Source organism: Clostridium sp. YIM B02506 (genome assembly GCF_022324845.1).
Classification (GTDB): domain Bacteria; phylum Bacillota; class Clostridia; order Clostridiales; family Clostridiaceae; genus Clostridium_T; species Clostridium_T intestinale.
Genome location: NZ_JAKGTG010000008.1, coordinates 128,683 through 147,592 on the forward strand (window position 1 = coordinate 128,683; position 18,910 = coordinate 147,592).

At 28.4% G+C, this 18,910-nt stretch carries 19 protein-coding genes and 1 tRNA gene; 1 reads left to right on the forward strand and 19 read right to left on the reverse strand.

Features of this window, described 5'->3' with window-relative positions; all coding sequences use genetic code 11:
* Positions 1-3: 3 nt before the first annotated feature.
* The 19 genes from L1S49_RS08825 to L1S49_RS08915 form a co-directional block, all read right to left on the reverse strand.
* Positions 4-1,158: a glycosyltransferase family 1 protein gene (locus tag L1S49_RS08825; protein WP_238903658.1), complete on the reverse strand. Its 1,155-nt coding sequence runs from the start codon at positions 1,156-1,158 to the stop codon at positions 4-6.
* Positions 1,151-2,089, reverse strand: coding sequence for a glycosyltransferase family 2 protein (locus tag L1S49_RS08830; RefSeq protein ID WP_238903660.1), 939 nt, complete (start codon positions 2,087-2,089; stop codon positions 1,151-1,153). The genes L1S49_RS08825 and L1S49_RS08830 overlap by 8 nt, the downstream gene beginning before the upstream one ends.
* A 63-nt stretch (positions 2,090-2,152) precedes the next feature.
* On the reverse strand, positions 2,153-3,043 hold the full coding sequence (locus L1S49_RS08835; RefSeq protein WP_238903662.1) for a glycosyltransferase: 891 nt from the start codon (positions 3,041-3,043) through the stop codon (positions 2,153-2,155).
* A 70-nt stretch (positions 3,044-3,113) separates the two neighbouring features.
* Positions 3,114-4,163 carry a dTDP-glucose 4,6-dehydratase gene (rfbB, locus tag L1S49_RS08840; protein WP_238903664.1) on the reverse strand — a complete coding sequence of 350 codons (1,050 nt, stop codon included), beginning with the start codon at positions 4,161-4,163 and terminating at the stop codon, positions 3,114-3,116.
* A 3-nt stretch (positions 4,164-4,166) separates the two neighbouring features.
* Positions 4,167-4,742 (reverse strand): dTDP-4-dehydrorhamnose 3,5-epimerase, encoded by a 576-nt coding sequence (rfbC, locus tag L1S49_RS08845; RefSeq protein WP_238903698.1) that lies wholly within the window; start codon positions 4,740-4,742, stop codon positions 4,167-4,169.
* Between the two features lie 5 nt (positions 4,743-4,747).
* Positions 4,748-5,641 carry a glucose-1-phosphate thymidylyltransferase RfbA gene (gene rfbA / locus L1S49_RS08850; RefSeq protein WP_238903666.1) on the reverse strand — a complete coding sequence of 298 codons (894 nt, stop codon included), beginning with the start codon at positions 5,639-5,641 and terminating at the stop codon, positions 4,748-4,750.
* Positions 5,642-5,659: 18 nt separating this feature from the next.
* Positions 5,660-6,559: a glycosyltransferase family 2 protein gene (locus tag L1S49_RS08855; protein ID WP_238903668.1), complete on the reverse strand. Its 900-nt coding sequence runs from the start codon at positions 6,557-6,559 to the stop codon at positions 5,660-5,662.
* Entirely contained in the window at positions 6,559-7,851 is a 1,293-nt protein-coding gene (locus L1S49_RS08860) for an O-antigen ligase family protein (protein WP_238903671.1), read from the reverse strand. Before L1S49_RS08860 ends, L1S49_RS08855 begins: the two co-directional genes overlap by 1 nt.
* An 18-nt stretch (positions 7,852-7,869) precedes the next feature.
* Positions 7,870-8,976, reverse strand: coding sequence for a glycosyltransferase family 1 protein (locus tag L1S49_RS08865; RefSeq protein WP_238903673.1), 1,107 nt, complete (start codon positions 8,974-8,976; stop codon positions 7,870-7,872).
* Entirely contained in the window at positions 8,977-10,089 is a 1,113-nt protein-coding gene (locus L1S49_RS08870; RefSeq protein WP_238903675.1) for a glycosyltransferase, read from the reverse strand. It abuts the gene before it with no gap.
* A 16-nt stretch (positions 10,090-10,105) separates the two neighbouring features.
* Positions 10,106-11,149, reverse strand: a complete 1,044-nt coding sequence (locus tag L1S49_RS08875; RefSeq protein ID WP_238903678.1) for a mannose-1-phosphate guanylyltransferase — start codon at positions 11,147-11,149, stop codon at positions 10,106-10,108.
* 23 nt (positions 11,150-11,172) lie between these two features.
* Positions 11,173-11,838, reverse strand: coding sequence for a sugar transferase (locus L1S49_RS08880; protein ID WP_238903680.1), 666 nt, complete (start codon positions 11,836-11,838; stop codon positions 11,173-11,175).
* A gap of 197 nt (positions 11,839-12,035) precedes the next feature.
* A complete protein-coding gene (gene rfbD / locus L1S49_RS08885; protein WP_238903682.1) occupies positions 12,036-12,914 on the reverse strand; it encodes a dTDP-4-dehydrorhamnose reductase in 879 nt (292 codons plus the stop codon).
* 184 nt (positions 12,915-13,098) lie between these two features.
* Positions 13,099-13,174: transfer RNA gene (locus L1S49_RS08890), tRNA-Trp, on the reverse strand.
* A gap of 72 nt (positions 13,175-13,246) precedes the next feature.
* Entirely contained in the window at positions 13,247-14,458 is a 1,212-nt protein-coding gene (locus L1S49_RS08895) for an HDOD domain-containing protein (RefSeq protein ID WP_238903684.1), read from the reverse strand.
* 115 nt (positions 14,459-14,573) lie between these two features.
* Positions 14,574-14,744: a small, acid-soluble spore protein, alpha/beta type gene (locus L1S49_RS08900; protein WP_021800523.1), complete on the reverse strand. Its 171-nt coding sequence runs from the start codon at positions 14,742-14,744 to the stop codon at positions 14,574-14,576.
* 203 nt (positions 14,745-14,947) lie between these two features.
* Positions 14,948-15,700, reverse strand: coding sequence for a chitin disaccharide deacetylase (chbG, locus tag L1S49_RS08905; protein ID WP_238903686.1), 753 nt, complete (start codon positions 15,698-15,700; stop codon positions 14,948-14,950).
* Between the two features lie 34 nt (positions 15,701-15,734).
* The gene (locus tag L1S49_RS08910) at positions 15,735-16,253 is read right to left on the reverse strand and encodes a DUF3284 domain-containing protein (RefSeq protein ID WP_238903688.1); all 519 of its coding nucleotides are present in this window, start codon (positions 16,251-16,253) and stop codon (positions 15,735-15,737) included.
* 114 nt (positions 16,254-16,367) lie between these two features.
* Positions 16,368-17,507, reverse strand: coding sequence for a DEAD/DEAH box helicase (locus L1S49_RS08915; protein ID WP_238903690.1), 1,140 nt, complete (start codon positions 17,505-17,507; stop codon positions 16,368-16,370).
* Positions 17,508-17,719: 212 nt separating this feature from the next.
* On the opposite strand from L1S49_RS08915, the gene L1S49_RS08920 reads away from it, so the two are divergent.
* Positions 17,720-18,787, forward strand: coding sequence for a nitronate monooxygenase family protein (locus tag L1S49_RS08920; protein ID WP_238903700.1), 1,068 nt, complete (start codon positions 17,720-17,722; stop codon positions 18,785-18,787).
* Positions 18,788-18,910 lie beyond the last annotated feature (123 nt).

Here is an 18,910-nt window from a genome sequence, read left to right on the forward strand (position 1 = left end):
TCACTACTTAAATTCTCTAACTCCCTCTAATATACTTGAGAATTGTTTAGCAGAATTATTCCAACTTAATTGTTCTAATGCAGAATAAGCATTATCCATTCTACTTAATATTTTATCAGGATTATTAATTGATTTTTTCATTTCCTCGTACAAATCTCTCCAATTAAATGAAGTTAATATTGCTGAGTTTTCAGGTAAAAAATATTTATACGTTCCTTCTTCAAATTCAATTAATGGCAATCCTGTAGCTAACATTTCATATGGAACTAATGAAATATTAGTTAATGAAGCACATATCCCAAAGTCAGATTCTTTGTATAAATCAAACAATTGTTGTTTATTAAGTTTACCTAAATTTTCTCCTGCTGTACATTTAAAATCTTTACCTTCACCGTAATAATTGATTTGTAAGTTTATATTATCCTTAGCAAATTCACTTTTTACATTCTGTAAAATATTTTGAGTAATATAAGGTGCTCTTTTACCAGTATTTTTTATGTAAACTGCTAATTTAAAAGTATTTTTATTTTTATAAGTTTCATAATTTCTTTTAACATTTGGATACTCTTCTTTTTCATAAGGAAAATCAATAATATTTATCTCACCTTTGTATTCACAATTTTTTTCTATCATATGCTTATTCCATCTACCTAAGCTAATCATATGAAATCCTAACTCATAAGTCTTCTTTGCAAAAAGAAAAAGTTCTCCATAAAGGTGAAAATATGGTTCATAGTCTTGTATAAAATACACTTTATATCCTACCATTTTTTTAGCAAAAAATGTCGAGTCCCATGAAGTAGCTACTACAACATTGCTTTCTACTTTATCCAAATCACCATTAGATAGAATATTTCCTTTATAACCTTTTAGATTAATTTTTGCATTACTAATCATTTCTTCTTTTTCTTGTTGCATGAACGAAATATAGTTTATCTCATAACCCATATTATGCAATTGTGTACCTAATCTAAGGATAGACGTATGACCTCCACTATATGCAGGCATTCCAGGTATGACAAAAGTTATACGTTCAATTTTACTTGGCGTTATATTTACGATAGGTTCAAAATCTACAAAACTCATAATAGTATCCATAAAGGCTTTTTCTTTATTTTGTTTTCTTTTATAATTTAATTTTTTTAATATTTTAATCATTTATATCACCTTTCAGAGAAACTACTCTATAGTTTATGTTCTTAACTTCCTTTATTCCGCTCATAAATCCTTTTAATACTCCTTTAAAAGCTCTATAATCTCCAGAAAGTAAACTTCTCACAAAATCACCTATTATCTTTTTACAATAAAATACAACATTTTTTCTATATTCATCTTTTGTTTGATTTCGCTTAGTATATAGTAAAAAATTTCTAGTCAAATAATATTCTTTTAACCCTGTAGTCTTCTTCCCTGTAGCAGAATGCATATGATAAACTATAGAGTCTTTTATCAACATGCTTTTAAAACCATTATTTTTTAATCTTAAGGCTAGATCCACATCCTCATAGTACGCAAAAAAAGTAGATGAAAAATAATCTTTCTCTTTTTCTAAAACTTTTTTCAGGCAGCGTTTAGAGTATATAGCTGCTCCAGCACAAGCTCCATCTATATTAATATTATATTTATTCAAATTTTCTAGACTATCTTTATATCCTAATTGGTTTACAAACAGATGAGAATCAAATTCCATTCCTATCGCATCTATAATATCTCTGTTAAAATAATTTATCATTAAAATCTGAAATATATCTATTTCTTTATTTTTATTTATAAAATTAAATGCTTTTTCAAGACAATCGTCTTTTAATTCTATATCATTGTTCAATGTAATAATAAAATTACTCTCATCATTGATTGCTTTATCTATTGCTATATTATTAGCTGGTGCAAACCCATAGTTTTTATCTAACTGAATAATATCTATATCTAAAACTCCACTAAATTTTTTTATTATATCTATAGAGTTATCATGTGATGCATTATCCACTATATAGAGTTTAAAATTTTTATACGTAGAATTAACTAGACTTTGCAAGCACTTAGTTAGTAATTTGTCTCCATTCCAATTTACAATTATAATTGAAAACATATCTTCCTCCAGATTACATTTAACTATCATATTTAGATATTACCATCCAAATATCTAAATATGCTATTCCCTTATTTTTCCCATTATCCCTTTTTTATAATCTTTATGTGCCTTAAAAATCATCTTCATCTTTTCAAATTTATTGCTTTCTACTAAAAAAAGTTTTACTATTTCTTTCAAATTTGCCTTTTTATCATCCTCAATTAATGGGTTATTACCATTCCCATATCTATTCCAAACATACAATCTATTTCTAGTAATATAATACCTTCTTATTGGTGAATGATTAGATACAGTGAATTTTCCAAATGGAGTTTTAATCTCTTTATAGTCTCCTAATGTGTGAATAAGTTTTGCTCCTAAAACCTGTATCATTTTTATATTATTCTCACTTAATCTTAATGAAAACTCTGTATCAACTAAATCTATAAACATTTTTTCATCAAATAGAGAAATTTTTCTAAACACCTCTGTTTTTATTAAATTTCCTGATGCAATATCATAATTTGTATACTTAAATCCAAGCTCACTTCTAGACTCTATTATATCACTTTTATCTAATCTAGCAGGTTCTATATGTACTGGAAACAAGCTCCCTATCTTATTTTTATCTTCACAACTAATTTTCTCATAACATTCTAGCATAACATTAATCATGTTTCTTGTAGCCTTGCTATCATGATCCATTGTCAAAATCCAATTATATTTTTGTTGCAATCCAAACTCTATTCCTTTATTTAATGCAGAAGCTATTCCAATATTTTCTTCATTATATATAACTTCAGCTGTCGTATTATTTGATATCTCATGTAAAATCTTTAATGTTTCTTCTGTAGAGCCGTTATCAACAATAACTACCTTCTCAACTTGATTATAAATGGCATTAAAACAATTATAAAATCTCTCTCCTATATTATAAGTAACTATAACACAGCATACTGAGTTATTTATCATTTACTTACCTCTTTCCACATGATTTAATTAAAATATTAGTATTGCATATTAATGCAATACTAATATTTTGTTACTTATATTGTTCACTGTAATACTTCTGATAATCTCCAGAAGTTACATGTTCCATCCATTCTTTATTATCTAAATACCACTTAATAGTTTTTACTATTCCTACTTCAAAAGTAGTTTCTGGATACCAACCTAAATCATCTTTTATCTTAGTTGGATCTATTCCATATCTTCTATCATGACCTTTTCTATCTTCTACATACTTAATTAAGTCTTCAGTTATAGTATTATCTACATTTTCATTTAAATAAGCTATTACAGTCTTAACTATTTGTATGTTTGTTCTCTCGTTATGTCCACCTACATTATAAACTTGACCTGATTTTCCATCTCTTACCACCATATCTATAGCCTTACAGTGATCTTCAACATATAACCAATCTCTTATATTAAGTCCATCTCCATACACTGGTAAATCTTTATGATTTAAACAGTTGTTAATTAGTAATGGTATAAGCTTTTCTGGGAAATGATATGGTCCATAGTTATTTGAGCATCTTGTTATTGTTACTGGCATCTTGTAAGTATCTGAATATGCCTGCACCATAAAATCTGCTCCAGCTTTACTTGAAGAATATGGGCTGTGTGGATCTAAAGGTGTTGTTTCCATAAAGTATCCTGTTTCTCCTAACGAACCATATACTTCATCTGTCGATACCTGATGATATCTAACCCCTTCTTTCCATCCATCTTTTGTTTCCCATGCATTTTTTGCACAGTTAAGTAAGTTTACAGTTCCTAAAACATTTGTTTGTACAAATATTTCTGGTTCTTTTATACTTCTATCAACGTGAGATTCTGCTGCAAAATTAACTACATAATCTATCTCATATTTTTCAAACAAAGATGTAACTAGTTCTTTATCACATATATCACCTTGAACAAATATATGATTTTCATTTCCTTCTAAGGACTTTAAATTCTCTAAGTTTCCTGCATAAGTTAATTTATCTAAGTTTATTATTTTCACATCATTATATTTGTTAAGCATATATATAACAAAATTTGATCCTATAAATCCTGCTCCACCAGTAACTAAATAAGTCTTCATAAACTATTTATCCCCCTTATATATAAATGGTAAATCTAATTCTTTTAATGTCTTTTGAACTTTATCCTTTTCAGATAATAAAAGTTCATTAATCCCATCTAAAGGCCATTCTATTCCAACCTCTGGGTCATTCCACAAAAGCCCAGAATCATATTCTGGTGCATAAAAATCTGTACATTTATAATTAAATACAGCTTCATCAGAAACTACTAAAAATCCATGAGCAAATCCTTCTGGCACATAAAATTGTCTTTTATTTTCTTCTGTCAAAAGAACGCCTTCCCACTTACCAAAGGTTGGTGAACCTTTTCTTAAATCGACAGCTACATCATAAACTTCTCCCCTAGTAGCTCTAACAAGCTTTCCTTGGGTATGTTTTGTTTGAAAATGCATTCCTCTAAGTACACCCTTTTTGGATCTTGATTCATTATCTTGAACAAATTCCATAGTTAACCCAGCTTCAAAGAAATCATTTTTATTATAGGTTTCCATAAAGTATCCTCTATTATCTCCGAATACTTTAGGTTCTATAATATATAAATCTTTTATTTTAGTTTCAATAAAATTAAACATAATTATTCTCCTTACTTATTAGCTAAATTTTCTTCTGCGCACTCTTCAGCTATATCCTCTAGATATTTTCCGTATCCTGTTTTTAATAACGGTTTAGCTAACTCCAATAGCTTATCTTTAGATATCCATCCTTTTCTATAGGCAATTTCTTCTAAACATGCTATATAAGTTCCTTGAGTATTTTGAACTGCTTCTACAAAGTTAGATGCTTGAAGCATTGAAGAATGTGTTCCTGTATCAAGCCAAGCCATTCCTCTTCCTAATAATTCAACCTTAAGGGTTTCTTCTTCAAGATATAATCTGTTTAAATCTGTTATTTCTAATTCGCCTCTTGGTGAAGGTTTTAAATTTTTAGCTTTTTCAACAACTGAATTATCATAAAAATATAATCCTGGTATTGCATATTTAGATTTAGGTTTTTCTGGTTTTTCTTCTAATGATAAAACATTACCTTCTGAATCAAACTCTACTACACCAAAAGCTTTTGGATTTTGAACATAATATCCAAATATAACTGCTCCTTTTTCAAGCTTAGACGCGTTATATAAATTTTTACTGAAGCTTTGACCATAGAATATATTATCTCCTAATATCATTGCTACATTATCATCACCTATAAATTCTTCTCCTATTACAAAGGCTTCTGCAAGTCCATTAGGTGCTAATTGAACCTTATATTCTATTTTTAAGCCTAAATCAGATCCATCTCTAAATAACTCTTTAAAATTAGGTAAATCTCTTTCTGTTGATATTATAAGTACTTCCTTTATGCCTGCAAGCATAAGCACCGACATTGGATAATAAATCATAGGCTTATCATATATTGGTACCATTTGTTTTGACATCGCTTTTGTTACAGGATATAATCTTGTTCCAGATCCCCCTGCTAGTATAATTCCTTTCATAACCTAAACCTCCCAAGTTTATTCAAATAAGATTTTTATTCCTTGCTTTAAACCAATCATAAGATTTTTGCTTTTTTCAATATTTCCTTTAGCCAGCAAAATAGCGAATTTAACGATTCTAGATATTATCAAAAATAAAAATATTTTTAACTTATTAACAAAACTTTTGCTTTTAGAAAACTTTTTGAAAAATATGAACCTATTTCTAGTTCCCCACTTTATTGCAAAACTTGACTCTTCTCCACCTGTTGATGCACTTACTTTATGGTATATTTTAGCCTCTGGATTATATATAATTCTTAAATTGTTATCTAGTACCTTAGCACAGTAATCTAAATCCTCTAAATACATAAAGTATTCTTCACTTAAGTAACCAACTTTTTCTATTGTACTTCTTTTAATTAACATACAACAACCAGTTAGAAAAGTTACTTCCCTTACATTATCATCCTGTGAATCTTTAGTTCCTTGATTTTCATGTACTCCACTGTACTTATTCCAGTCTATATATCCCCCTCCATACCAAACGATATCATTTTGAGGATAGTACATCATCTTACATCCTACTATTCCTAAATTCTCACTTGATTCAGCAGTATCTATCATTATATTTAGGAAATCAGGCTCTACTAATGTGTCATTGTTTAAAAGCATAATATAATCAGCGCCTTGCTGAAGTGCATACTTTATTCCTATATTGTTACCACCTGAAAAACCTAAATTCTTTTCGCTTTTTATTAAAATGACGTCTTCTTTTATTTTCTCTAGTTTATTATAAGAATCATCTGTTGAAGCATTATCTACAACAACTATTTTATAATTATAATAGTGTATATTTCTTAAACTTTTTATACAAGCTTCTGTATCTTCATATCCATTATAATTAACTAATACTACATAAACACTTGGTTTATCCACTAGTTTTTCTCCTTAATAAATACATTCTTTTCATCTTTGATACTTATAGCTAACAATATTCCCATATGCATCCACATATATAATCTTAAATAATTTTGATTTGCTTGAAGCACTGCTGCAAATATGATTAGTGCGAATAACACTGATAAGCTCATATAATCGTTTTTCTCTCTACTTTTTATACTTACTATAATTACTCCAAATACAAATATAAGAAAGGTAACAAATCCCAATATTCCTAAATTAGCTAATAATTCTAAGCTTACATTAGTAGGTGGCAACCCTTTACCTGTATACTGAGGATATGCATTAGGTCCTATTCCAACTACTTGATTATCTCCAAAAACCTCCAATGTTTCTTTCCATGCTGTTACTCTTCCACCTGAAGCTGCTCCTAAACTTGAATTTTCTAATTTATTTACTACATCATCCTCATCTGAAGCTATATTTTGATGCGAAGCATCTGGAATCATTCTTCCTAAAAATACATCAAACATATTTGGATCTACAAAGTTTAAAATTATAAAAATACATCCAAAAGAACCTATTGAAGTCAGTAGTCTTTTTATATTTAACTTTCTAGTTATTATTATGTTTACTACTATTCCAGTCCCAAATATTAAAACTATACTTAAGTATCCTAATGAAGAACTTATAATTAGCAAACAAAATGAAGAAAAAATAGTATTTAATAAGTACTTATTTTTTCCTGTACTCAAATATAAATAAAAAGCTATACTTAAATATACGGAAAAATAAGTAGCTAAATATGAAGGCTCATAAAACCAAATAGCTGGCCTATATACATTTAAATGTACCTGCATAGGGAAAAATAAATCATTTATCTTGTTTAATCCTATAATATATTGAAAAACAACATATATTCCTTGTATAACAAAACTTACTAACCAAAAGTCTATTACCCATTCTTTACTTTTGCTTTTACACCAAGAATAAAATAAAGAAAATACAAATACATAGTTGTATACTGTCCATATTATGTATGTAACTCCAGTTTTAAAATAATCAGAAAAAACTGTTGAAATAATATTAGCAATTAAGAATGGAATAAATAACCCTATTTTTTTCAAAAATACTTTTCTTTCTATAAACATTAAAGCAAAAGTAATAAGTAAAGTTATCTGGACTAATCTAATAGTCATTCCTCCAACTTTAAAAGAAAGCCTATCCCCACCTATTATTATCATGTTAAAAAGCATTAACAAATTAACTATGTTCTCTATATTAGTATTTTCTTTTGATATCCCTACAGTTTTTTTAATCCTATCCATTATTATATCCGCCTTTTACTAATAAAGTATTTTTTCATATTCTTTCAAAGTTATATCTGCAGTATCTTGCCATTTATATTTCTTAACAAATTTAATGCCCTTTTCGGAAATAGCACTTCTTTCCTTCTCATTTAGGCAAATATAATTTATTTTTTCGGATAACTCCTTATAATCTTCTACACTAAACTTTATCCCTATATCTCCTACCACTTCTGGAAGTGAAGAAGTATCTGCAACAATAGCTGGACATCCACACGCCATAGCTTCTAATGGAGGAAGTCCAAATCCTTCATATAAAGATGGGAAAACAAATACTCTAGCTAATGTATAAAGTACTGGTAGATCTTTATCATCAATAAAGCCAATAAATTTTATTCTATTTTCAACTCCAGATTCTTTAGCTATTTCTAAAAGTTCTTGATTATCTTTTCCATTTAAAATAAGGGTTAATCCTTGTTCTACAAACCTCATTGCCTTTATAAGTGTTTTAACATTTTTATGAGGTTTTTGATTCCCAACATATAGCACAAAGTTTTCTGGAAGTGAATATTTATTTTTTATAGTATTTAATATTTCACTATCTTCTATTCTTTTAAAACTATCATCAATTCCGTTATAAGTAACCACTATATCTTCATCTTTACAGTTAATCCAAGATTTAATTTCTTCCTTAGAAAAGTTAGATACAGTTAATATTCTTTCGCTTCTTAAAGCTGAAGGTCTCACAATATATTGGTAATAATATTTATGCACTGGAGAATAAAACTCTGGAAATCTTAGGTGATTTAAGTCATGTATAGTCATTAATGATTTAATCTTTAAAAAAGGACTCGAAGAAAAAGAAGGAGAATGAAATATCCCTTCTTTTTTGTATTTATTTAAAATTCTAGGTAATTCAATCTGTTCTTTTAAAGAAAGAAATTTAGATTTCATAACTATATATTCTATATTATTTATTTCTTTAAATATATCTTTTGCCATATTTAAATCATTAACTAACAGTACAAATTTAACTTTATTAGTTTTAGATATATTTTTAATAAGTTCATATGTATATCTAGCTATTCCATGAAGATGATAATCTACCATTCTAGCATCTATAAATACAGATTTTTTACCATCCAATTATAACACCGTCCAATGTTTAGTATTTTGAAATTCTTCATATTTATCTGCTACAAACTTCTCTATTTTTTGTTTAAAAAATACTTCATCCCATTTGTATGCATGTTGTCTAATCTCATTTTTATCAAAATTAACAGTCTCAAACTTTTTAACAGCTTCTACTAAAGATTCTGTAGTTTGCTCTTCAAAAAATATTCCTGTCTTATTTTCTACAACGGTTTCTAGTGCTCCGCCTTTACCAAAAGCAATTACTGGTCTTCCGCTAGACATAGCTTCTAATGGAGTTATCCCAAAATCCTCTTCCCCAGGGAAAATAAAAGCTCTACACTTGGAGTAATATTCTTTTATAGCTTCGTCTGATTGTCTTCCTAGAAAAGTTATATTAGATTTAGCCATCTGTTGAAGTTTTTCTCTTTCTTCTCCATCTCCAATTATAACCAATGGAAGTCCTAATTCATTAAAAGCTTTTACAGCTAAGTCTACTCTTTTATATTTAACTAATCTTGTAAGTATTAAGAAATATGGTTCATCTTCATTACTTATATTAAACATATTCCATCTTACTGGTGGATGTATAACAACACTTTCTCTTCTATAATGTTTCCATATTCTTCTTGAAACATTTGCCGAATTAGCTATAAAATAATCTACTCTATTAGAGGATACTTGATCCCATACTCTCATATAATTCATAAAATATTTTAGGAGTTTTTTCTTACTTTTACCCATTTCTTCTGTGTATTCATAATAAAATTCCCATCCATACCTCATAGGAGAATGACAATAACATACATGCATAGCTGCAGGATTTGTTATTATACCCTTAGCTGTACTATGACTACTTGAAAGAACTACATCATATTCATTTAAATCAAAGCTCTCAAAAGCCATAGGCATAAAAGGGAAAAAACTTTGATGTTTTTCTCTTGCTTTTTTATTGTTTTGTAAAAAAGATGTTCTTACATCAGCATTTTTAAAAACATCATCTAATTTATCTGGATTATAAACAGTCGTATATATAGGTGCCTCTGGATAAACCCCTCTAAAATTTGCAACTACTTGTTCAGATCCAGCCATATTAGTTAACCAATCATGTACCAATGCTATTTTCATTTAAATCACTCCTATATTACAATCCTTCTTTAGCTAATTTTATTTGTTGTTCATGTTCTTTTGAAGATATCATTATGTAATCAGCTGTTTCAACAACAATCAAATTATCTACATTATTAAGAAGAATAGGTTTGTTTGTTACAACAATATTATTTTTAGATTCAAAAGCAACTCCCTCTGTTTTAAACACATTACCTTTTTCATCTAATTCACTGTATCTTTCTATACTAGTCCAATTTCCTACGTCATCCCATCCAAACTCACTAGGAATAACATATATATTAGAAACTTTCTCCATAACACCAAAATCTATGGATATATTATCAACATTTTTATAGTTTTCATTTATTATGTCTTGCAACTTTTCTTCGCTGATGTGCATAACATCTTTTAGAGCTTCATAAGTATTTGGTAACAACTCTCTAATAGACTTAAGTATAGAATTATTATTCCAAATAAACATACCACCATTCCATAGGTATGTACCTGCAGCTAAATATTCTAATGCCTTTTCATAATTAGGTTTTTCTATAAACTTATTAACCTCATATATATCTGAATTTCTTATAGTATCAATTTTCTTATTTAGATTAATATATCCATAGCCAGTTTCTGGTCTATTAGGTTTCATTCCTAAAGTTACAATAGCTTCTTTATCTTTATTGGTATATTCATAGGCAGCAAGAAGTTTGTTTTTGAACTCTTCCTCATTTTCTACTAAATGATCAGATGGAAGAATTGCTAATGTCGCATCTTTATAATACCTATTTATAACCATAGCTGACAACGCTATACAAGGTGCAGTGTTTCTCGCTTCTGGTTCAATAATTATATTCCTTAATGGTAAGCTTGGTAGTTGCTCTTTAACATAATCTATATATCTTTCCCCAGTGGAAATAAATATTCTATCTACTGGTACTAATTCTTCCAATCTCTTCACCGTCATCTGAAGCATAGTATCTTCAGTTATTAACGATAAAAATTGTTTTGGTTTTTCCTCTGTAGAAAGCGGCCAAAATCTTGTTCCTTTTCCACCTGCCATTATTAATGCACATAACATAGTTAGTGTCATCCCCTCTTGCTTTAAATTGCCCCTTCTTTTCTTATAACAGCTATAACTGTTTTAAATAATATTTTTATATCTAATAAAGTAGATCTATTATCTATATAATACATATCCATTTGAACTCTTTCATCATATGTAGTATCACTTCTGCCGTTAGCCTGCCAAAATCCAGTTAAACCTGGCTTTACAGAAAAAAGCTTATCTGCATATTTGCCGTATTTAACTACTTCTTTTTGAACTATTGGCCTTGGACCTACTACACTCATGTCCCCTTTAATTATATTAATTAGTTGAGGAAGTTCATCTAAGCTAGTTTTTCTTAAAAATGCTCCTATTTTAGTAACTCTTGGATCATCATCTAATTTGAAATTTTTCTCAAACTCTGCTTTTTGCTCTGGTGTAAAATTTCTTAAAACCTCTTCTGCATTCTGAACCATACTTCTAAATTTATAGACACTTATGGTTTCTCCTTTATATCCTATTCTTTTATGCCCAAAAAACACTGGGCCTTTTGAATCTAATTTAACTAAGACAATTAAAATCAAAAACAATGGAGATAAAATTATTAATAATAAAGTTGAACTAACAACATCAAATATCCTTTTAAAAAGTGAATATATTTTTAAATTCATGCTTATTTCTCCGTTGATTTTTTTAGAAATATTATAATCTAAATTTTGCATGTTACCCTCCAAAATTAAGAATTCGATTTATTTAAAATTGCTTGAATACCATTTTTTTCATAACTTTAGCAATACAATTCTACCATACTTAGCTTATAGTGTCTATGAAACTAAAATTTTGTTACTAAATCTTTATATATAGAGTATAAAAAGGCAACATATTCCTCATAATATTTACAAATAGGTTACTAAACACGTTATTTTTTATTATTTAAGAATACTTTAAGTGCATCTTCCCATTTTCTCATTTCATCTCCCACAGTAACTCTTAACATCATGTTATCTAAAGATGAATAAGATGGTCTTTTTGCCGCTCTTACATAATCATTAGAAGTAACTGGATCAACTTTACATTCTATATTAGAAAACTCAATGATTTTGCTAGCAAAATCATACCAAGAACACTCTCCTGTTCCTGTGCAGTGATATGTACCATATTCTTCTGTAACAGCAACTTTTAACATATGATGTGCTAAATCTTCTGCATTGGTTGGATTTCCTCTTTGATCATCTACAACTGTTAAATAACCTTTTTCTTTTCCTGCTTTAATTATAGTATATACAAAATTGTTACCTTCATATCCATATAGCCAAGCTGTTCTTATTATATAATATTTGTCAGCTATTTCTCTTACAAATTTTTCTCCAGCTAGTTTAGTTTTTCCATAAACACTTACAGGTATTGTTTCGTCATACTCCTTAAATGGCACTGTTCCTTCTCCACTAAATACATAATCAGTAGATACATGGACCACTTTAGCATTTACTTCATTAGATATTATTGCCAAATTTCTAGGTCCTAACGCATTTATTTTAAAAGCTAAATCTTCATTGCTTTCACAGGCATCTACATTTGTATACGCTGCACAATTTATTATTATTTCTGGTTTAACATCAGTTAAATAACTCCTTACAGCATTAATATCTGTAATATCAAGTACATCAACATCCACACCTATGATTTCAACATTTTCATATTCTTTTGACAGTTTACCTATTTCCGATTGTCCATTTCTTAATATATTAGTAATTTGCTTTCCTAATTGTCCTTTTGCTCCAGTAATTAAAACTTTCATAAAAAAAACCTCTCTTCTTTTAAAAATATTGTAAATCTATTTTATTAATTGACCTTCTTTTCAAATATTCAACAACTTTTATAGTATCATATACTTATTTTTCATTCAATGAAAAGTCTTTTTTGTAATAAAATTTTAAGCAATAAAAAAAGACTTTAATCAAATTTTAATTAAAGTCTTTTTATGGCAGGGGCAGTAGGACTCGAACCCACAACCAATGGTTTTGGAGACCACTACTCTACCAATTGAGCCATACCCCTATATGTTTTGAACATTAGTTATATTAACATAATTTTCTTGCTAGCGCAAGTTTTTATTACTTAAAATATTTGTTATAAATTATTGCTATGACTCCACTCTATAGCCTCCATATAACTACTTCTTAATTCATCCGTGCTAATATTAAAATATTCCATAAGTTCAAATATCTTATCTATCTTTCCTTGTTCATAATTTAATATTAAAGATAATAAGAAACCATATTTATTGTTTTTTTCTCCTATTAATGCACTTTTTACTTCCTCATCAACTAAAATTTCCTCAAGTATCTCATCTATTGGTTTTTCTAAAATCACATCAACTAAAGATAACATACCTATTAAATAAGCATTAAAAGAATCATTTTTAAATCTTGTTTTTAAAAATATTAATTCACCAAATTTTGCTCTTGCTAAAGATTCAAATATTATAAAATCAGGCCTGTCATCCCCTATAGCTTTTATTGATACTAAGTACAACCATTTTTTCACCTGAATTTCTCCTGTATAGGATAAAGCTTGTTTTATGGATGTAATTTTATACTTTAATCCAAATTCAGCTGAATTAACTATCCTGAGCAATTTATAAGACAAAGATATATCTTTTTTTATCAACTCTTCAACCTTTTCTAATGAAAAGTCCTTAGAGTTTAATTCTTCTAATAACCTCATATGTATAATCTTATTTTCAGGTATTTTTTTACCTGATATAACTATGGGTTTACTTAAGTAATAGCCTTGAAAATACGAATACCCATATTTTACTGCATCATTAAATTCCTCTATGGTCTCCACTTTCTCAGCCAGAAACTTTATATTTTTGTTTTTTATCTTTTTAATAACTTCCTTTCGCTCTTCCCCTTTAGTAATCCTAAAATCGACTTTAATAATATCAACAAACTCCATCAAACTCTTATATTTATTATGGAAAACAAAGTCATCTAGTGCTATTGTATATTTTATTTCCTTAAGCTTTTTACATATATTAATTATCTCTAAGGTTGGTTCTATATTTTCTAAAATTTCAACTACTACATATTCTGGAGACAACAAATCTAAAATGTTGGATTTTAAAATATTTTCAGTGAAATTAATAAATACCTTTTTATTTTTAGCTATTTTTTCTATTCCAAAATTAAATAAAGTATTTTTTATTACTTCTATTGTTGCATTATCTCCATCCACACTATTATATTTATTTAACATTCCAGTTCTAAATAATAATTCATAGGCTATTATTTTATTTTTTTTATCGAATATTGGTTGCCTTGCTAAAAAAATATCCATTTAAAATCCCTCTCAACATTTTCTAATTAATACTATTTTAGCCTAATCGTTAATTTGTTACAATTTATTTCTATATCCAATAATTGCAAGCAAAATAAAATAGCCCTAAAGGCTATTAACTTTGTTCTGGGTCTCTTTTTCTAGGCTCATTTTTGCCAAGTTTTCTTGATTCTTTTGAGTAACCTATTTCGTTAGCTGTCTCCATTTTCATTTTGTTTAATTCCTTTTGAGTTTTTTGACCTGCTTTTTTATTTTCTTTAGAGTTTTTGTTATTTTTGTGAGCCATTTAATATCACTCCTTTTTATTTTCTAGATTTAGTATTACTTCTATTTTTCCATACTATACAGTAAATTGATTGGTACTATAGTCTTTATTTTCTTATAACAATGTTGGAATTAAAAGTTGGTAACAATATCTCTTCTTGTTATATAACTACAAAAAAATAGACACCTCTAAAAGTCTAATTTTTTAGAAGTGTCTATTTTTATTTATATTTCATTAAAACCTATAAGCTCGATATTATTTTCTTTAATATATGTTTTAATTTTTTCTGAAGTTAGAACCTTAAATTCCTCTGCTCTATGTTTGTTATATGAGGTTGCATTTATTAAATCCTCGTCTACATATGCTGGATGGCACATTATTTCTAATATTTGTCCATCTTTAGCATTTTCTAATACTTTTATTAAGTAATCTTCACTTACTCCTTCATTATAAAAATCGATACACATATCATCCGTTGTTTTTATATTATTATCTTTGAAGTAATTTAAATTTTCTATAAATGGGCATCTAACTGGAAGGTTATATTCTTTTGCTAGTTCAAATACAACATCTAGCCCTTCATTTGTAAACGCAAATGCATGATGATGTCCATCTAAATGAGTTGGCACTATTCCCATGGAAATAATCTTTTCTATCTGCGCTTTAAATTCTTTTTTAACTTCCTCATAGTTTATATTTTCAACTAAATCTATTCTTCTATGAAAATTCCCTTCTTCTGAAACTATAGATTTTATCTCTTCTCTTGGAAGTATTGGTTTACCCCAGGTTAAAGTTAGGTGAACTCCTATATTTTTTACTCCTCTAACTTTTGCCTCTTCAATAGCTTCCTTTATATATAGTCCATTTGCCATGGCAGTAGTTTCTGTTACTACACCTTTTTCCATAGAATCCAGTATACCTAGTGACACACCTTTTGTTAATCCAAAATCATCGGCATTTATTATAATTTTTTTCATTTTACCCTGTCCCTTCATCATTAATTATTATCTTTTATTCTTCTTCTGATGCTATCTCTTCAACCTCATCTTCTCCATCATCGTCTTCATTCTTTCTTCTGCCACTATTTTCTCTTCTCTCAATTAACTCTTTAGCTTCTGCTTCCAGTCCTTTTACAAAGTATTCAAATCTTCTATTTATTCTCTTTTTAAATAAGTATTTAACTATAAAAGAATTAATTATTGCAAATATGCCTCCAGATGCCTCTGTTTCGCTAAGAGATACTTTTGTTTTGTTTTCTTCTAACTCTTCAAACTCATATCTTGAAGTATATACTTGCCCATTAGGACTAGTACTAGTTATCTCATAAACCTTATTTCTCTCAAAATCAGTTATTTCTACAGTCATAGTTGCTGTCTTTCCAGAGTATGCTCCAACCTTTTTTTCAACTTTGGTTCCTACTGCTGTTTTTTCTTTAAAATTAGGAAAATCTCTTTTTGCTACTTTAATAAAGATTCCAAATAAGTCCTTAACTGAATAATCTAGTATGACTTCGTTTTCATGCATGCTCATATAGCTTACCTCCAAAGATAATATTATAAAAGGCGGATTATCCGCCCTTTATTTTCTTAATTTCATTATAACTGTTTTTTTATTAGTTTCCAATATTTTATCATGTTAAAACTCTTAGTCTTGCAATACTTTTCCCATGTAAACATATTTTCTGTTGAATTTTAGGTTTAAATCTTTTTCATATATTCTTATGTTATTAAGATCTCTATTATCAACTAAAGAATATGCTTCTCCTTTTTCGCCAGCTCTACCTACTCTACCTACTCTATGAAGATAATTTTTAGGGTCTCTTGGTGTATCTAGATTAATTACATGAGTAACTCCTTTTATATCTAATCCTCTTGCTGCTACATCAGATGCCACCAATACTTGAATTTTTCCTTTTCTAAAACTTTCTAATGCATTTTTTCTTTCATCTTTATCTATATCTCCATGAATAGTTGCTGCATTTATTTTATGAAATTTTAATTTTTCTAATGTCTGATCAACATTAAAGCTATTACTTATAAACACTATTGCTCTTTTAGGTCTAGCTGCATGTATAAGCTTTCTTAAATATTCAATCTTTTTTCTTTCCTCAACCATAATATAGTTATGAGTTATATCTTCATTTACTTTATTACTTCCCTTTACTCTTATAACCGCTAGGTCTTCTACTAATTCCTTAGAAAGTTGTAAACTGCTATTATTAATAGTTGCAGAAAACATCAAAAATTGATCTACCTTTTGTGTGTTTTTTACTATTTCTTTTATTAAAGGAATGTTTTTGTTATCTAAAAGTTTATCCACTTCATCTAGAACTATAGTTTTAATTGTACTCGCAGTTATTTTTTTCTTTCTTATTAATTCTAATACTCTTCCAGCTGATCCAACTAATATGTTAGGTTTATCTTTTAATTTTTCTATCTGTCTAGCTATATTAGCACTGCCTATTAATTGAGTAGATGTTATAGAAACGTTGCTTTCCTTTTTTAGTTCTAAAATTGTATTATGTATCTGCATGCAAAGTTCATAAGTAGGCGCAAGTATTATAGCTTGCATCTCTTTTTTATCTTTTTGAAGTTTTTCTATTAATGGTAATAGATATGCTAAAGTTTTCCCTGTTCCTGTCTCTGATTGTGCTAAAATATTTTTTCCCTCTAAAGCTAAAGGGATAGATTTTTCTTGTACCTCTGTAGCTTCTGTTATCTTTAAGTTTTGTAAAGCTTCAACCATGTCTTTATTTAAATTAAGTTTATCAAATGTTATACTCATTGTTTACCTCTTTATCTTTATTTTTTCTGACTGTTCTATCATCTACCATATATATAATAATTTCAATACCTTATTTAAATTATTTATTAATTTTATTATATATATTATATCTTGTTAATTCTCTAATTATAATCTATAATTACTCTATAAAATACTTTGATTATGAAAGTATTTTATTTTCAAAGGTTTTTAATATAAAGGAGTTGTGTATGGTGAATATAAAACCTCTACAAATAGGAAACTTAGTATCTAAACTACCAATAATACAAGGAGGAATGGGTGTAGGCGTATCTTCTTCTAAGCTAGCTGCGGCTGTTGCTAATGCAGGTGGTATAGGTATAATATCAGGCGCTCAAATAGGTTATGACCAAGAAGATTTTTATACTAACAATCTTGAAGCTAACCTAAGAGCTTTAAAAAAACATATAAAAACAGCTAAAGAAAATGCTTTAAATGGAGTAATAGGTGTTAATCTTATGGTAGCTATGAAACAATATGATGAGCATGTAAAAGCTGCTATAGAGGCTGGCGTAGACTTAATAATCTCAGGCGCTGGACTTCCAACGGCTTTACCTAAATTAGCTAAAGGTTTTAATGTGAAGCTTGCTCCTATAGTTTCTTCACTAAAGGCTTGTAATGTTATTTTAAAACTTTGGGATAAACACCATGGTGTAGCTCCAGATGCTATAGTGGTAGAAGGCCCTAAGGCTGGAGGACATTTAGGATTCTCTAAAGAAGAACTTATTGAAGATAACATAGATTTCGATAAAATAATAGTTGATATAGTTGAGGCAGTTAAGATTTATGAGGATAAATATAATAAATCTATTCCTGTAATTGCTGCTGGTGGAATTTTTACTGGTTCCGATATTGCAAAGTACTTAAAACTTGGTGCCAGCGGAGTTCAAATGGCTACAAGATTTGTAACTACTGAAGAATGTGATGCTCACATCAACTTTAAAAATGCCTATTTAAATAGTTCACGTGAAGATATAGGTATTGTTAAAAGTCCTGCTGGTATGCCTGGTCGTGCTATAAAAAATCCATTCATGAAAAAAGTTGAACTTGAAGGCTCTAAAGTTACTAAGTGTTACGCTTGTTTAACACCATGTAATCCAGCTACAACCCCATATTGCATAACTGAAGCTTTGATAAACTCAGTTAAAGGTGATGTAGATAATGGGCTAGTATTCTGCGGAGAAAATGCATATCGCTTAGATAAGATAGTCAAAGTTCAAGAACTTATGGATAATCTTGAAGCTGAGATCTTAGAGGCTTAAAAATATTTTTATTTATTATTCAAGAAAGCAAGAATTTTTCAATTCTTGCTTTCTTCAATTCTTCAATTCTTCAATTCTTCAATTCTTCAATTCTTCAATTCTTCAATTCTTCAATTCTTCAAT

Bases quoted from the DNA above. Each gene is read 5' to 3' on its own strand.
- L1S49_RS08825 (WP_238903658.1), bottom strand. From the start codon at position 1,158: ATGATTAAAATATTAAAAAAATTAAATTATAAAAGAAAACAAAATAAA.
- L1S49_RS08830 (WP_238903660.1), bottom strand. From the start codon at position 2,089: ATGTTTTCAATTATAATTGTAAATTGGAATGGAGACAAATTACTAACT.
- L1S49_RS08835 (WP_238903662.1), bottom strand. From the start codon at position 3,043: ATGATAAATAACTCAGTATGCTGTGTTATAGTTACTTATAATATAGGA.
- rfbB (WP_238903664.1), bottom strand. From the start codon at position 4,163: ATGAAGACTTATTTAGTTACTGGTGGAGCAGGATTTATAGGATCAAAT.
- rfbA (WP_238903666.1), bottom strand. From the start codon at position 5,641: ATGAAAGGAATTATACTAGCAGGGGGATCTGGAACAAGATTATATCCT.
- L1S49_RS08860 (WP_238903671.1), bottom strand. From the start codon at position 7,851: ATGGATAGGATTAAAAAAACTGTAGGGATATCAAAAGAAAATACTAAT.
- L1S49_RS08870 (WP_238903675.1), bottom strand. From the start codon at position 10,089: ATGAAAATAGCATTGGTACATGATTGGTTAACTAATATGGCTGGATCT.
- L1S49_RS08875 (WP_238903678.1), bottom strand. From the start codon at position 11,149: ATGTTATGTGCATTAATAATGGCAGGTGGAAAAGGAACAAGATTTTGG.
- L1S49_RS08880 (WP_238903680.1), bottom strand. From the start codon at position 11,838: ATGCAAAATTTAGATTATAATATTTCTAAAAAAATCAACGGAGAAATA.
- rfbD (WP_238903682.1), bottom strand. From the start codon at position 12,914: ATGAAAGTTTTAATTACTGGAGCAAAAGGACAATTAGGAAAGCAAATT.
- L1S49_RS08895 (WP_238903684.1), bottom strand. From the start codon at position 14,458: ATGGATATTTTTTTAGCAAGGCAACCAATATTCGATAAAAAAAATAAA.
- L1S49_RS08900 (WP_021800523.1), bottom strand. From the start codon at position 14,744: ATGGCTCACAAAAATAACAAAAACTCTAAAGAAAATAAAAAAGCAGGT.
- chbG (WP_238903686.1), bottom strand. From the start codon at position 15,700: ATGAAAAAAATTATAATAAATGCCGATGATTTTGGATTAACAAAAGGT.
- L1S49_RS08910 (WP_238903688.1), bottom strand. From the start codon at position 16,253: ATGAGCATGCATGAAAACGAAGTCATACTAGATTATTCAGTTAAGGAC.
- L1S49_RS08915 (WP_238903690.1), bottom strand. From the start codon at position 17,507: ATGAGTATAACATTTGATAAACTTAATTTAAATAAAGACATGGTTGAA.